This window comes from Nostoc sp. (assembly GCF_036917535.1).
Lineage (GTDB): Bacteria > Cyanobacteriota > Cyanobacteriia > Cyanobacteriales > Nostocaceae > Nostoc.
The window spans coordinates 1-13,054 of record NZ_JBALDA010000036.1 but is presented as its reverse complement, the minus strand read 5'-3'; the positions used below and the strand labels follow the sequence as shown (position 1 = coordinate 13,054).

The 13,054-nt window shown below is 42.0% G+C and carries 15 protein-coding genes and 1 pseudogene; 12 read left to right on the top strand and 4 right to left on the bottom strand.

Translation table 11 applies throughout. From position 1 onward, the window contains the following. Window positions 1–158: 158 nt before the first annotated feature. Complete coding sequence (locus V7K56_RS12365; protein ID WP_334910792.1) at window positions 159–3,017, bottom strand: cation-translocating P-type ATPase; 2,859 nt, start codon at window positions 3,015–3,017, stop codon at window positions 159–161. A gap of 440 nt (window positions 3,018–3,457) precedes the next feature. Between V7K56_RS12365 and V7K56_RS12360 the strand changes: the two genes are divergently transcribed. Together V7K56_RS12360 and V7K56_RS12355 are read left to right on the top strand one after the other, a co-directional pair. Next, entirely contained in the window at window positions 3,458–5,128 is a 1,671-nt protein-coding gene (locus V7K56_RS12360; RefSeq protein WP_334910790.1) for a transglutaminase domain-containing protein, read from the top strand. A 331-nt stretch (window positions 5,129–5,459) separates the two neighbouring features. Further along, on the top strand, window positions 5,460–5,804 hold the full coding sequence (locus V7K56_RS12355; protein ID WP_334910788.1) for a pentapeptide repeat-containing protein: 345 nt from the start codon (window positions 5,460–5,462) through the stop codon (window positions 5,802–5,804). Here V7K56_RS12355 and V7K56_RS12350 read toward each other — a convergent pair. Further along, window positions 5,785–6,105 (bottom strand): hypothetical protein, encoded by a 321-nt coding sequence (locus V7K56_RS12350; protein WP_334910786.1) that lies wholly within the window; start codon window positions 6,103–6,105, stop codon window positions 5,785–5,787. The genes V7K56_RS12355 and V7K56_RS12350 overlap by 20 nt on opposite strands. Before the next feature lie 489 nt (window positions 6,106–6,594). Here V7K56_RS12350 and V7K56_RS12345 point away from each other — a divergent pair, with 489 nt between their 5' ends. Continuing rightward, window positions 6,595–7,101: a transposase family protein gene (locus V7K56_RS12345; protein ID WP_334910784.1), complete on the top strand. Its 507-nt coding sequence runs from the start codon at window positions 6,595–6,597 to the stop codon at window positions 7,099–7,101. 74 nt (window positions 7,102–7,175) lie between these two features. Here the strand turns inward: V7K56_RS12345 and V7K56_RS12340 are convergent. Both V7K56_RS12340 and V7K56_RS12335 read right to left on the bottom strand, forming a co-directional pair. Next, window positions 7,176–7,411: pseudogene (locus V7K56_RS12340) on the bottom strand (IS1634 family transposase); the annotation flags it as partial. A gap of 175 nt (window positions 7,412–7,586) precedes the next feature. Next, window positions 7,587–8,441, bottom strand: a complete 855-nt coding sequence (locus tag V7K56_RS12335) for a PD-(D/E)XK nuclease family protein (RefSeq protein ID WP_334910780.1) — start codon at window positions 8,439–8,441, stop codon at window positions 7,587–7,589. A 145-nt stretch (window positions 8,442–8,586) separates the two neighbouring features. On the opposite strand from V7K56_RS12335, the gene V7K56_RS12330 reads away from it, so the two are divergent. The 9 genes from V7K56_RS12330 to V7K56_RS12290 all read left to right on the top strand — a co-directional run bounded on the left by V7K56_RS12330 (window position 8,587) and on the right by V7K56_RS12290 (window position 12,938). Further along, the gene (locus V7K56_RS12330) at window positions 8,587–10,011 is read left to right on the top strand and encodes a phosphoglucomutase/phosphomannomutase family protein (RefSeq protein ID WP_334910778.1); all 1,425 of its coding nucleotides are present in this window, start codon (window positions 8,587–8,589) and stop codon (window positions 10,009–10,011) included. A gap of 124 nt (window positions 10,012–10,135) precedes the next feature. Then, window positions 10,136–10,411 carry a LapA family protein gene (locus V7K56_RS12325; protein ID WP_334910776.1) on the top strand — a complete coding sequence of 92 codons (276 nt, stop codon included), beginning with the start codon at window positions 10,136–10,138 and terminating at the stop codon, window positions 10,409–10,411. Between the two features lie 13 nt (window positions 10,412–10,424). Further along, a complete protein-coding gene (locus V7K56_RS12320; protein ID WP_094347786.1) occupies window positions 10,425–10,649 on the top strand; it encodes a DUF433 domain-containing protein in 225 nt (74 codons plus the stop codon). Beyond that, window positions 10,646–10,978, top strand: a complete 333-nt coding sequence (locus tag V7K56_RS12315; protein WP_334910774.1) for a DUF5615 family PIN-like protein — start codon at window positions 10,646–10,648, stop codon at window positions 10,976–10,978. Before V7K56_RS12320 ends, V7K56_RS12315 begins: the two co-directional genes overlap by 4 nt. A gap of 11 nt (window positions 10,979–10,989) precedes the next feature. Beyond that, window positions 10,990–11,247, top strand: a complete 258-nt coding sequence (locus V7K56_RS12310) for a BrnA antitoxin family protein (protein ID WP_334910772.1) — start codon at window positions 10,990–10,992, stop codon at window positions 11,245–11,247. Between the two features lie 34 nt (window positions 11,248–11,281). After that, complete coding sequence (locus V7K56_RS12305) at window positions 11,282–11,722, top strand: DUF29 domain-containing protein (RefSeq protein ID WP_334910770.1); 441 nt, start codon at window positions 11,282–11,284, stop codon at window positions 11,720–11,722. A gap of 26 nt (window positions 11,723–11,748) precedes the next feature. After that, window positions 11,749–12,066, top strand: coding sequence for a hypothetical protein (locus V7K56_RS12300; RefSeq protein ID WP_334910768.1), 318 nt, complete (start codon window positions 11,749–11,751; stop codon window positions 12,064–12,066). After that, a complete protein-coding gene (locus V7K56_RS12295) occupies window positions 12,051–12,425 on the top strand; it encodes an aspartyl protease (RefSeq protein WP_442940019.1) in 375 nt (124 codons plus the stop codon). Before V7K56_RS12300 ends, V7K56_RS12295 begins: the two co-directional genes overlap by 16 nt. Before the next feature lie 294 nt (window positions 12,426–12,719). Then, entirely contained in the window at window positions 12,720–12,938 is a 219-nt protein-coding gene (locus tag V7K56_RS12290) for a hypothetical protein (protein ID WP_334910766.1), read from the top strand. The last annotated feature ends 116 nt before the right edge of the window (window positions 12,939–13,054 follow it).

Here is a 13,054-nt window from a genome sequence, read left to right as displayed (position 1 = left end):
GGGATTGGGGATTGGGGATTGGAGAGCAGGGAGACAAAGAAGAAGCAAGGGAGCAGGGGAGCAGAGGAGCAGGGGAGAAATAAATTGCAGTAAGTTTTCCCCTCTGCCCCTGTCCACCTCTGCCTTTTATGCCCTATGCCCAATGCCCCATGCCCAATTTACACAGCCTTCTTGCCCATAATCCGCAAAAATATCTTCTCTGCTTCAATCCAGACAAACATTAAAGCACTAAAACCAATACAAACCCCCAACTCTTGCATATTCAAGTAATGAGTACCAAAGAAATCTCGCAGAGGCGGGACGTAAACTAGCATCAGTTGCAAAATCGTGGTGACGACAACAGCCGCTAGGACAAATATATTGGAGAAGGGATTCATTTCGATGGTCAGTCGGTTGTTGGAGCGAATGGCGATCGCATGACCCATTTGGGCAATACACAAGCTAGTAAATACCATTGTTTTCCAACTCTCAGGATCGCCTTGATAGCCTGGGGCATGACTATGTTGATAAGCCCACCACATTAAGGCAATGGTGATAATGGCAAAGATGATGCCAATGCGAATCATATAAGAACCCAATCCCCTAGCAAAAATGCTTTCGCGGGGACTAAAAGGCGGACGTTGCATGACATCCGGTTCTGGAGGTTCCACAGCTAATGCCAAGGCTGGTAAACCATCTGTCACCAAGTTCATCCACAAAATTTGTAAAGGAGTCAGGGGAACGCCTCCCAAGCCGATTAAGGGTGCAGCTGCAATTGTGAGAACTTCACCAATGTTACTGCCCAAGATATATTTAATAAAGCGGCGGATGTTGGTGTAAACAACTCTACCTTCCTTGGTGGCGCTGACAATGGTAGCGAAGTTGTCATCAAGTAACACCATGTCACTAGCTTCTTTACTGACATCAGTGCCAGTAATACCCATTGCAATACCGATGTCGGCTTGTTTGAGGGCTGGAGCATCGTTGACACCATCACCTGTCATCGCTACAAATCGACCCCGGCGTTGCAGTGCTTGGACAATTCGCAGTTTGTGTTCTGGGGAAACTCTGGCATAGATGCTTACCAGGTCAACGTTTTTCTCTAATTCCTGGTCAGTCATCCGTTGCAATTCTTGACCTGTGAGTAGGCGATCGCCTTCTTGGGCTATTCCTAAATCGGTGGCGATCGCTCGTGCTGTTAATTGATGATCGCCAGTAATCATCACTGGGCGAATACCTGCTTCTCGGCACTCTTGCACAGAGGCCCTAACTTCTGGACGTGGTGCATCTAGCATTCCCACCAATCCCAACCAGACTAAATTTTGCTCAGATGCTTCATCTGAACCTTCTGGGGGAATCTCTACTAAAGGTTTGTAGGCAAAACCTAGCACCCGTAAACCTTTACTCGCCATCAGGTCATTTTCTGTCAAAATTTTCTGGCGTTGTGCTTCGGTCAAGGGGCCTGTGTGATTACCCAAGTGAATCTGAGTGCAACGTGCCAAGATTAATTCTGGGGAACCTTTGGTAAACATTAAATAAGGTTCCGATTGCAGAAAACTGGCGATTGCTGGGTCAACACCTCTCGAAAATGCTTCACCTGTGGCGACTCCCTCCACCTGAGCAATCACGCTCATCCGCTTCCGTTCTGAGGAAAAGGGAAACTCACCAACGCGAGGTAATTTACTGTTCCACTGGTCTTTTTCAATTCCGGCTTTTCCCGCCAGGGTGATTAATGCCCCTTCTGTAGGATCTCCCAAAATTGCCCATTCACCTTGTTCTTTTTGCAATACGGAGTCATTACAAACGGCACAAGCGACTGATAATGCGGATATTTCTGGAAATTCTTCCAAGGAAATTTTTTCACTATTTAACTGAAAATCTCCTGTGGGGGCATAACCTTCGCCAGTGACGCGAAAAGTTTTGTTATTGGTGGAAATTGATTGCACCACCATCTTATTTTGAGTCAGGGTGCCGGTTTTATCAGAACAGATGGTAGTTACAGAACCCAATGTTTCCACTGCTGGCAATTTGCGAATCAAGGCATTTTGGCGCACCATTCGCTGGGTTCCCAGTGCCAAGGTGACAGTAATTACAGCAGGTAAACCTTCTGGCACTACAGCAACCGCCATACTCAAGGAAACCTCCAAGAGTTCTTGGATGTTTTTAAAACCTCCGTCCCTGATCACACCGCCAGCGACAACGATCGCCACAAGAATTAAAGAACCCGTAACCAGGACATTACCCAGTTGAGTCATCCGCTGCTGTAAAGGCGTAGGTTCACTTTCCACTGCCTGCAACATTACAGCAATTTTACCCAATTCTGTAGTCATGCCAGTGTTAGTTACTAGAACCTTGGCGCGTCCTTGGACTACTTCAGTTCCTTGAAAGACGACATTGAGACGATCGCCTAATGATGTTTCCTCCGGCAATTTTAATGATGCCTGTTTATTTACCGCTTCCGCTTCACCAGTCAATGCCGACTCACGCACTTGTAAATTCGACTGTTCGATCAAGCGTCCATCTGCGGCTATCTGCATCCCAGCTTCCAGCAGCATTAGATCCCCTGGAACTAATTCCTTAGCTGCTATCTCCACCAGTCTGGTGTCGCGGATCACCCGCACTAAAGGAGAAGTCATTTTTTTCAAAGCAGCCAGGGCTTTTTCGGCACGGCTTTCTTGCACGTAGCCGAGTATGCCATTGAGGATAACAATTGCTAAAATCGCGATCGTATCTTTAAATGGCACTTCACCAGGCTTTAATCTGCCCTCCCGCAAAGCCATCAGGTCTAAAAACCCAGAAATGAGAGCTACGCCAATCAGCATCAACAACATAATGTTCTTGAACTGATCGAGTAGAATTTCCCAAGCACTACGGCCAGCAGTTTCTTCAAGTTCATTGGGGCCGTATTTTTGTAATCTCTGTTGAGTTTCTTGAGGTGTTAAGCCGCTGTCTGCGTTACTATCAAGCAGGTCTAGCGCTTTATCAACTTCTAAACTATGCCAAACGGCGGCACCTTCAGGCAGAGAATTAGCAGACATTGTGTAGGTCACAGCAAATGGTTACAAAATTCGATCATAATTTAGTGATGGCAGGAATTCCATCTTCTAAAGTTACATTAAGCTGCTCGCCCAGTTATATGAGTGTATATGTAATTCTTAATATTTGTAAATTCCTCCTCTTTCGACATAGTATTATTTCTCACGAAAGAGTTTTTCAGAACACATTGTACCGATAATTATTAGTACCTCGCTGTAAACGTAGCGATCAAAAACTATTAATTGATGTACTTGGGTTCAAGCAACGCCCATTGTGGGTAGTCTTTTAACTCAGCACTCTTCATCCACCCCAATCGGGGGAGCCATTGCTCGACTAGGATTTTTCCATCTCAAGCAATTGGTGTTACCACGCTAAAACTGTTTGAGTCATGTTTCCTCCCCTACCTAAAGGTGAGGGTTTTTCACACTTACCATAAGGTTTTATGAGTTTTGCACTCCCCACTTTGACCGTTAGCCAGATGTTTGGGCAAAGAACAATTCGACCGCTTACTGCTGCTGCCCTGTGTGGCATTACTTTCATTAAAGATAGACTGATTGCCATTGACAGTATTAAAGGACATCTACTGGAAATCGATCCTATCTCTGACAACAGTAGAATTCTCAATCCTCATCAAGTTGAAGAATTTCTCGATGTCACTGGTCTAGCGGTGTGGGATGATACCCTGTGGGTAAGCCGAGAAAATAGTGTTTATTTGTGCAAGCTCAACACTTTGGATCTGGAACATTTTGTAACATTGCCTTATGCAGCTGATGGCGTTGCTGTTTGGGAAACAACAGTTTATGTAAGTTGTCAAAGGCTGGGCTACATTCTGGTTTTTGACCGCGAAACGCGAAAAGAGATTACTAGATTTTATGCTCCTGGAGTTGGGATAGAGAATTTGGCAGTCAACCAAGAAATGCTATGGATTTGCGATCGCATCGAACAATCAGTTTACGCGATGGACAGAGCCACGGGAGAGCTGCAATTCAGCGTTTTGACACCCTTTGAATGTCCTACAGGCATAGCAATCCATAAAAATGACGAAACAGGCAAAGAAAGTATCTACGTTGCTTATGCTACAGAGGAGCCTTATATCCGGGATAACCCCAATGCCGATCCAAGTCATGAGCTAACATTCCGCGATCGCACTTTTATTCATCCTCTGTATTATCATTACCAGCCAGATAAACGCTACGCCCTCTCTAACGGCTATCTCATTGAAATGTCTTATGCTGAGGAAATTGCACCTCTAGACGAAGTTTATTTACCTGATGTGGAATGGCGCATCGCCCTACCATCGGAAACTGAGCGTCAAAAGGTGAAACACGTTGAACCTATTGGTATACCCTTCACCGAAGAAGTGATAGAGGGGCAACGTGTGGCAGTCTTTAAATTTGATTCTCTTGCACCAGGAGAACGGCATATATTTGGCTGGAAAGCACTTTTAGAAGTTAGAGGTATTAAGTATCGCATTACTCCTAGAGATGTAGAAAATATACCTAAATTACCCCCAGAATTACAAACACGCTACCTAGTGGACGATGACGATTTAGCAATGGATACTACCATTGTTCGCCGAGCCGCCAGAGAAGCGATTGGTTCTGAAACCAATGTGCTGCGGAAAATGCACAGAATCCGCAACTACGTTTATGATGAGTTATCCTACGGTATTAAACCTTATATTGACACGCCAGATACGGTTTTAGAACGGGGCGTTGGCTCCTGTGGCGAATATGTGGGCGTTTTACTTGCCTTATCCCGTTTAAATGGCATCCCTTGCCGCACCGTAGGTAGATACAAATGTCCTCCCCATAGTGACTTTGTAGGAGTACCGCTACAACCCGACTTTAATCATGTTTGGTTGGAGTTTTACGTCCCAAATTTCGGCTGGTTGCCAATGGAATCAAATCCTGATGATATAGGTGAAGGTGGCCCTTATCCGACGCGCTTTTTTATGGGCTTGTGTTGGTATCACATCGAAATTGGCAAAGGTATTACCTTTGAAACCGTGACAAGTCGAGGTGAGCGCCTAACCAAAGAAGATATCCCCATCGGTGATTTGGCGATTAATCATATCCGGTTTACAATTCTTAAGGAACTACCACCTTTTTGAATTTCTTCCATTTATTTACCTAAATTATGCTTTTTAATTAGCTCCTGGTTTTCAGGTTTATTGAGCCAGTATTCTAGAGCCTCAGCGATCGTATCGCTGAGGTTTTTATCTTTGAGAGCTACCACAGCCCGAAACAATCGGTTTAACTCTGGAACTTGACATCCTACCTATCTCTGTCCCTAGAAAATTCTTGCTATCTATTCTCAATAGTCTTTTTCTCTACTACCTGGATTTTAGTTTCTTTGTACTATTTAGCTTGATTTTCTTGATGTGTGACACTTTTGGGTGTGGAATGTAGGTTATATGTGTTGGTTGATGTGGAAGTTGAGGTATGGAAAAGGAGAGGATTACTGCTGAAAACTTGCTCAGACGTTATGCTGCTGGGGAACGAGATTTCCAGCGCATTCTTTTAGAATACGCTGACCTGAGTGAGGGTGAACTGCAATGTATCGATCTGAGGGGCGCTCAATTTAGTTATGTCAATTTGAGCAGCATCAATTTGAGGCATTGCTGTTTGACAGCTGAATTCATCTACTGTAATTTCAGGAATGCTCTTATCGAGCATTGTGACTTGGAAAGAACTCGGTTTTTTGACTGTGATTTGAGAGGGGCTACTTTGCGCTATGTTGAGCTTACGAGTACTGCTTTCACTAGAGTCAACCTTCAAGGTAACTAAAACTCATGGTTCCGGGAAAGATCCTTGTGAGTTCTGGGACGTTATTCGAGAAGACGGAGTTTTTGTCCCTGGTTTTACCTTCGACCTTTATATTGCTGAACATATTGCTGAAAGCAAAACTAAAGGGGATCATGTTTTCTGATAAACCTTCTGGAAAACTTGTTGTGGGATTCACCTCTGCCTGGAGGAAAGCAGATGATGGATTATTGGAATTATATTCTCCTTGTTGCTTAAGTACATTTCTAATCGCTTCGGGAATTCTTGATAGAAAATTAAATTCTTGACCTTGAGACAGACTCACATTTATATTAAGAATTTGTTCAAGTTGGTTAAGGCTAATTTGCCAAGTTGATGGGTCTCTCCATTCTTACGGATTCGAGATAAAGCGATTTCCACCAAATAGCTTATTAAATGGATAAGGTTGTGGCCAACTAACAGGTTTTGAGCTATAACTTGTTGTGTTATTCGGACTTTTTCCTTCTGTTTCGGAATTATTTCTAGCAATTATAAATCTCCCAGCACTGTTAATTTCTTTACTAATTGCACTTCCATTCTGCGAGATAGGTGCTGATATTTGATAATATTTATTTTAACTTTTATCTTTTTTATATGAGAGTTTTTCAATAACTTGCATATGTTCTACTTGATGATATTTAAATTGTTTTGAAATCTTTAATAATGCTTTTTCTGCGTCACTTGAACAAGCAAACTTCTCTTGTGCTAATTTATTAGACCTCTTGCAAAAGTCCCATGACCGTGGGAAAAGTAGCTTAGAGCTTTCTTGAAATCTATGAGCTACGAAAAGGTAAAGAACCTGAAACCAGAAGAATTCAAACGCCTGTGTGGTGTGCATCCGGAGACTTTTAGCCAGATGACAGAGGTAGTGCGATCGCGCTCAAAAATCAAACTGAAAACAGGACGACCTGGGAAACTGAGTCTGGAAAACCAATTATTGATGACATTTTTTCGCATATTTAAAAACAGTAAACTTCGATTAACAGAAGATATAGAATGCTTGGGTGATAAAGGATATCAAAGAATTCATAAAATTCATAGTAAAAGTCGGATACCAAAAAAGAAGCCAAGGGGAGGTGAGTTGAGTCGCGAAGATAAAAAGAGTAATCAAGAGTTAGCCAAAGTTCGAGTTGTTGGTGAGCATATTAATCGGAAACTGAAGATATTTAAAATTTTGTCTGACCGTTATCGCAATCGGAGAAAAAGATTTAGTTTAAGATTTAATCTCATCGCTGGTTTGTACAACTATGAGCTTCGTCTTCCCAAAACTGAATTTGCCTAACTGACTTTTGCAAGAGGTCTATTGATTTTGTTTTGACTATTAGTAAGAGACTTTTCAATCTTTTGTGAGGCTTAACGAAGGTCTAATTTTTTCCTGGCTTGGCTTTGTACTACTAGCCATCTTTGCTCTATCTCCGCATAAGTAATTATTTTTTCCAGAGAAGAATATCCCTCTATTTCACTTTTAATAAATTCTGCTTTTGATAAGTCGTTAATAATTCTTTCGCTGCTTTTAAAGTCAACGGGACTTGACATAACCACTTAATATTTGACATCAATTTTAGATTTGCTTCTGTATATAGTGCGGAATCAAGGTTTTAGGCTATGTTGATTTAGTGGTTTATCCTATTACCCGATTGTCCTATGACAGTATGATGTGTATCTGACATCTAGGTTATCTGATAGGAGAAGAGAATCAGGTCAGTAAAAATACGAGTATTTAGTAGATTGTTTTGAAAATTGAAGCGAGATAAGTAGGTAAAACAATTAGTTATTAACTCTTAAACTGGGCAATGGATATGATTGATGCTGCTTAAAGTCGGCAAACTCACAGATAGAATTAAATGGGCAAAAGCGGCAGTGAGAGCCAGGGTTAGGAGGGAATATTTTACTGAAATTGGTAGTTTCTTTCTGATATTTTTGCAAATCGTGCTGGTGCTTGTGGGCAATATTCGCTAACTCAAATTTTAAGGATTCTAATTCACTATTGTTAATACTAATTAAATCTGATTTTTTACATATTTCTAAATTATAAAATGATGCAACAGCTTTTCGTCCAGGGTAAAGATAACGAGCAGCTAACAAGTAAACTAATGCTTGTCGTTTGTCAAAAGCGGACTTACCAGTTTTGAAATCCAAAATATGTAAAGTGCTATCAGATTCAATAAAAACACAGTCCATAGCCGCATATAAACGAAAGCAATAATCTTCTTGTTCAACTACTATCGGTTTAGGAAAGCCTTCATCACCGGGAGTTAATTGGATAATATCTTTATCCAAAAGCAACGGTGCATCGTGATATTTTTGCAAAATTTGCAGCACGCGTTGCTGGACTTGAACGCTTGAGTTGCCTAATTTAAGTAGCTGTGCAACTCTTTCTACACCATCTGCCTGCTTCAACAGATGCCTGTGATGATGAAACTCATAAACGCCTTTTTGGGCAAGTATGCCAATGCGCTGGGGCGCGGTGGCTTGTGTTAAAAGCGCTTTGACTTGTGGTTCGTGTTGCCGCGCTTTGATAAACCCCCGTCTCATCTGGCAATGCCAGCGTTCTTGCCCAGTCGCTGGGGCAACTAGAGACCAAAGGTGATAACTGGCAAAAGGTCGATCGGGGGTTGACATTGCTCAGAAACAGTGAGAGAAAATACGTGGGGAGAAGTTTAACCTAAGGCTTTCTTAGAAAAGAACTTCGGAGGATACTTGCTGCTACACACGCTTTGCGGGAAGCTTTTATAGTACTGATAATGTACCGGAGCAAGTGGCAAAAATGTCTAGCAAGATAAAATTTGGTACCGATGGATGGCGAGGGATTATTGCCGATGACTTTACTTTTCCGAATGTGCGGAAAGTAACAAGGGCAATCGCCACTTACTTAGAAACAGCCTACACAAAAGATAGACCAGTACTTATTGCCTACGATACTCGCTTTTTAGCTGATCAGTTTGCCCAAACAGCGGCCCAAGTACTAGCAGACTTGGGTTGGACTGTGAAAATTACTGAGCGAGATTGTCCCACACCAGTAATTGCCTACAACGCCCGTCACCTAAATTCCGCTGGGGCGTTAATGTTTACTGCTAGCCATAATCCAGCACCCTACTGTGGAATTAAATATATACCCGATTATGCTGGGCCTGCCACTCCAGAGATTACTGATACTATTGTGGCAAATATAGAAACTGCATCGGATGAGTTGCCTGGGAGCAACCCATCAGGTTCAATTTCAATTTTCGATCCCAAACCAGATTACCTGCAATTTATCTACACTCTACTTGATGTAGAAAAAATCAAAAGCGCTAATTTAAAGGTAAAGTACGATGCTTTGTATTCTACCTCTCGTGGCTATTTAGATGAAGTTTTGCAACATAGTGGCGTTCAGTTAGAAAGTTTCCATGATTGGAGAGATGTTTTATTTGGGGGTGGAATGCCAGAACCCAAAGGAGAACAATTAGTTGAGTTAGTGAAAGCAGTAGTTCGCGATCAAGCTGATTTGGGCTTGGCGACGGATGGAGATAGCGATCGCTTTGGTATCGTTGATGAACAAGGAAACGTCCTTACTCCGAATACTGTGCTGCTACTTCTGGCACGTCATTTAATCAAAAACAAAGGTAAAACCGGCGCGATAGTCCGTACTGTCGCTACCACCCACCTGCTGGATAATTTCGCTGCTAAAAATGGGCTGCAAATTTACGAAACAGCAGTTGGTTTTAAATACATCGGCGAAAAAATGCGCGAAACTGCCGTATTAATCGGTGGAGAAGAATCAGGTGGTTTAAGTGTTATTGGGCATATTCCTGAAAAAGACGGAGTATTAGCCGATATGCTGGTGGCAGAAGCGATCGCTTATGAAGGCAAACCGCTGAGTCAACTTGTCAAAGAAGCGATCGCCGAAGCCGATGGCCCACTTTACAATAACCGCTTAGACTTGCACCTCACAGAGGCGCACAAAACCGCTGTCATCGACTCCTTTACTAAAAATCCACCTACAGAGGTAGCAGGAATTAAAGTCAAGGAAGTGGGGCGTAAAGACGGTATTAAGCTGTATTTAGAAGAAGGTAGCTGGATTTTACTACGTCCTTCTGGTACAGAACCATTGGTACGCGTCTACCTAGAAACTAACACTCCCGAAAAACTCACCCAAATCGCCCAAGAGTTACAGAGTGCCATTGCTAAACTAGAGGCAGTAGCAGTTTAATCTGTCAAAGTTAAGAATTAAGAGTTGTGAATTAGGAGTTAAGAATTGTAAATTTACAATTCTTAACTCCTGATTTCTAATTTTGAGCAAAATATAACTTTTAACTTCTCACTTCAATTAAAGTATGAAAATCGCTCCTTTTTTGACATCTCTAGTTGTAGCGGTTTGGGTAATCGCGATCGCAATTATTTCAGTCCAAAATGCCACACCCGTATCGTTAAAATTCTTAACATTCCAATCGATTCAGATACCAATGGGTTTGGTGCTAGCTTTTAGTGCCGTTGTCGGGTTAATTAGTATGGCACTGCTGCAACCTCTGTGGGGACTTGCTGGTATTAGGCAAGGTAATTCTCGATTGGAAGACGATGCCGAGTTTTTTGTTGATGATGAAGATTTTTAAGGTTTGAATAGCTGTGCAGTACCAAAACATTATTACAATCGAACCAGGAAAACGAGGCGGTAAGCCTTGTATTCGAGGAATGCGAATTACTGTATACGATGTTTTATCTTATCTTGCTTCTGGGATGACCTACGAGGAAGTGCTTGATGACTTTCCTTATTTGACACAAGAGGATATTTTGGCTTGCTTAAGTTATGCGGCTGATCGAGAACGGCAAATGCTGACAATGCAAGCATGAAGTTATTGTTTGACCATAACTTATCACCTCGGTTAGTTAATCGACTGGCTGATATGTACCCAAACTCTCAACATCTTTTTCTTATAGGCTTAGATCAAGCAGATGATCTAATTGTTTGGGAGTATGCCCGACAAAGTGGATTTACTGTTGTCACGAGAGATGCTGATTTTAATGAGTTGAGCATTTTGCAAGGATTTCCTCCGAAAGTAATTTGGATTCGTTATGGCAATTGTTCAACCAGAAAGATTGAAGAGATTTTGCGATCACATCTAGAGGATATCCAAGCTTTTTACCAAAATCCAGATTTGGGAGTTTTGACACTGTATTAGATTTGGAAATTATGGAAGCTGAGTATGATTTTAGCCAGGGCAAGCGCAAAGCGATTGAATCAACACCAACAGGTAAAACTAGAATTACAATTCGCCTAGATGATGAAGTACTAGCATGGTTTCGTGACCAAGTTCACGCAGCAGGTGGGGGAAATTACCAAACTTTGATTAACGATGCCTTGTGTGAGTACATTCAGCAGCGCCATGAACCGTTAGAAGAGACATTACGGCGAGTATTGCGAGAGGAACTTGAGCGCATCGGAAAATGAGGATATTTTGGCTTGCCTAAGATTGATAAAGGCTATGAGCGCAACTTATAATTTGTGGATTGAACAGACAGCCCAACTATTGCGATCGCATCACTGGCATGAAATTGATGTAGAACATCTGATTGAAGAGGTTGAAGGCTTGGGCAAAAGTGAACGGCTCTTTATTGCCAGTCAACTAACTCGCTTACTATTGCATCTGCTCAAGTGGCAATATCAACCCCAGCGTCGCTCAGATAGTTGGCTTGATTCCATTACCGATTCTCGCACCCAAATTGAGTTAGCTATACTCGATAGTCCTAGTCTTAGGAGCTATCCTACAGAGCAACTTGAGGAAAGTTATCAAAGGGCACGTCGCCAAGCAGCGAAGCAAACGGGCATACTTGTATCTGTGTTTCCAGAAGAGTGCCCATATTCTTTAGAATTAGTGTTGGATGAGGACTGGCTACCGGAAACAAGGGATAGTGGAAAATTATAGATATTGTCCTCAACAGATAATTAACAATGACTGAAGCTAAGTCTACTCGTGCAGTCCGTCGGGGTAGGATTTTTCCAGAAATTCAGTGGACAGAAGACTACAAAGCCCAATGGAAAGCTGAACGCCAAGCATTTAAAGAGCGCTGCCAGTCAATTTTTGAGCAGGTACAACCGCAATTGATTAAAACTCACTATAACTGGTACATGGCAGTCGAACCCGAAAGTGGAAAATATTTCATCGACCAGGATGCCTTAGTAGTTGCAGATAAAGCACATGAAGAATATCCCAATGCCAAGCTGTACGTTTTCCGCATTAATGAGACTGGGGTATGCGGCACGATATGATTTCGGGCAAGTTTGGTGATGAAGATGAATTATTTTTTGAGATAGATTTGATAGCTGCGGATGAATTAGAGATACCAGTAGATGCACTTTTTGATACAGGATTTTCTTGGTGGCTGGCAATTAATAACCAAGATTTAGAAGCACTTGATTGGATTTATGTAGAACAGCAAACAATGCTTACAGCTCAAGGAAATGCAGAGTTTGATATTTATTTAGGGAAAGTGCAAATCGACGGACAAAATTTTGATATTCCTGTCCATGTGGGTGAAGGAGTGCCAGAAGTTTTACTTGGTCGCCAGTGGTTAAAACATCGACGGTTGGTGGTGGATATGTCATCAGGGCTGTTAACGCTAGGATAATTGCATCACTTTCCGGCGTTGTACTGTAACTTCATTAATATCAAAAGCGATCGCGCTTTTTGACGATCACTATTTTCTCACAGTGCCTGTAAGCATCACACTACATAAAAAAAGCCTGCGTTGGCAAGCTTTTCTGAAAGGTTTTGAGAGAGCGATCGCACTTTTATAAAATTAAAACGTCCATTCGTGGTCTGGATCATCTAAAGCGGCACGAACAGAAGCTAAGTTAGCAAGGTCTTTGAAAGGGCTTGATTTAGCGGCGTTGCTGATTGCGGTATGAAAAATGTGTATATCATGCTGAATAGAGCAAAGCGAAATGAAGCATCTATCGGGATTCTTCGTTGCACTCAGAATGACAAATCATACCTGATTCAGCAACACCCAGTTGGTTTAAATATCGCTATGAAAGCGGTTTCAGGTAAAGCACTTTATAAAATTTTGGAACGGCAGGGTTGGGAATTGAAACGAATTACTGTAGTCATCATATTTACATACAGAAAGGTGTTGATGTGATACTTTCCATTCCGGTTCATAGTATAGCAATCGCCAAGGTAATTAGGACACTAGGTTCAAGACAAACTCGATTGCATCTCGTAGACAATCAAACTTGTCAAGTTGTTTGCGGATAC

Coding starts and splice junctions, on each gene's coding strand:
- V7K56_RS12365 (WP_334910792.1), bottom strand. CDS start 3,017: ATGTCTGCTAATTCTCTGCCTGAAGGTGCCGCCGTTTGGCATAGTTTA.
- V7K56_RS12360 (WP_334910790.1), top strand. CDS start 3,458: ATGAGTTTTGCACTCCCCACTTTGACCGTTAGCCAGATGTTTGGGCAA.
- V7K56_RS12355 (WP_334910788.1), top strand. CDS start 5,460: ATGGAAAAGGAGAGGATTACTGCTGAAAACTTGCTCAGACGTTATGCT.
- V7K56_RS12345 (WP_334910784.1), top strand. CDS start 6,595: ATGAGCTACGAAAAGGTAAAGAACCTGAAACCAGAAGAATTCAAACGC.
- V7K56_RS12335 (WP_334910780.1), bottom strand. CDS start 8,441: ATGTCAACCCCCGATCGACCTTTTGCCAGTTATCACCTTTGGTCTCTA.
- V7K56_RS12330 (WP_334910778.1), top strand. CDS start 8,587: ATGTCTAGCAAGATAAAATTTGGTACCGATGGATGGCGAGGGATTATT.
- V7K56_RS12325 (WP_334910776.1), top strand. CDS start 10,136: ATGAAAATCGCTCCTTTTTTGACATCTCTAGTTGTAGCGGTTTGGGTA.
- V7K56_RS12315 (WP_334910774.1), top strand. CDS start 10,646: ATGAAGTTATTGTTTGACCATAACTTATCACCTCGGTTAGTTAATCGA.
- V7K56_RS12310 (WP_334910772.1), top strand. CDS start 10,990: ATGGAAGCTGAGTATGATTTTAGCCAGGGCAAGCGCAAAGCGATTGAA.
- V7K56_RS12305 (WP_334910770.1), top strand. CDS start 11,282: ATGAGCGCAACTTATAATTTGTGGATTGAACAGACAGCCCAACTATTG.
- V7K56_RS12300 (WP_334910768.1), top strand. CDS start 11,749: ATGACTGAAGCTAAGTCTACTCGTGCAGTCCGTCGGGGTAGGATTTTT.
- V7K56_RS12295 (WP_442940019.1), top strand. CDS start 12,051: ATGCGGCACGATATGATTTCGGGCAAGTTTGGTGATGAAGATGAATTA.
- V7K56_RS12290 (WP_334910766.1), top strand. CDS start 12,720: ATGCTGAATAGAGCAAAGCGAAATGAAGCATCTATCGGGATTCTTCGT.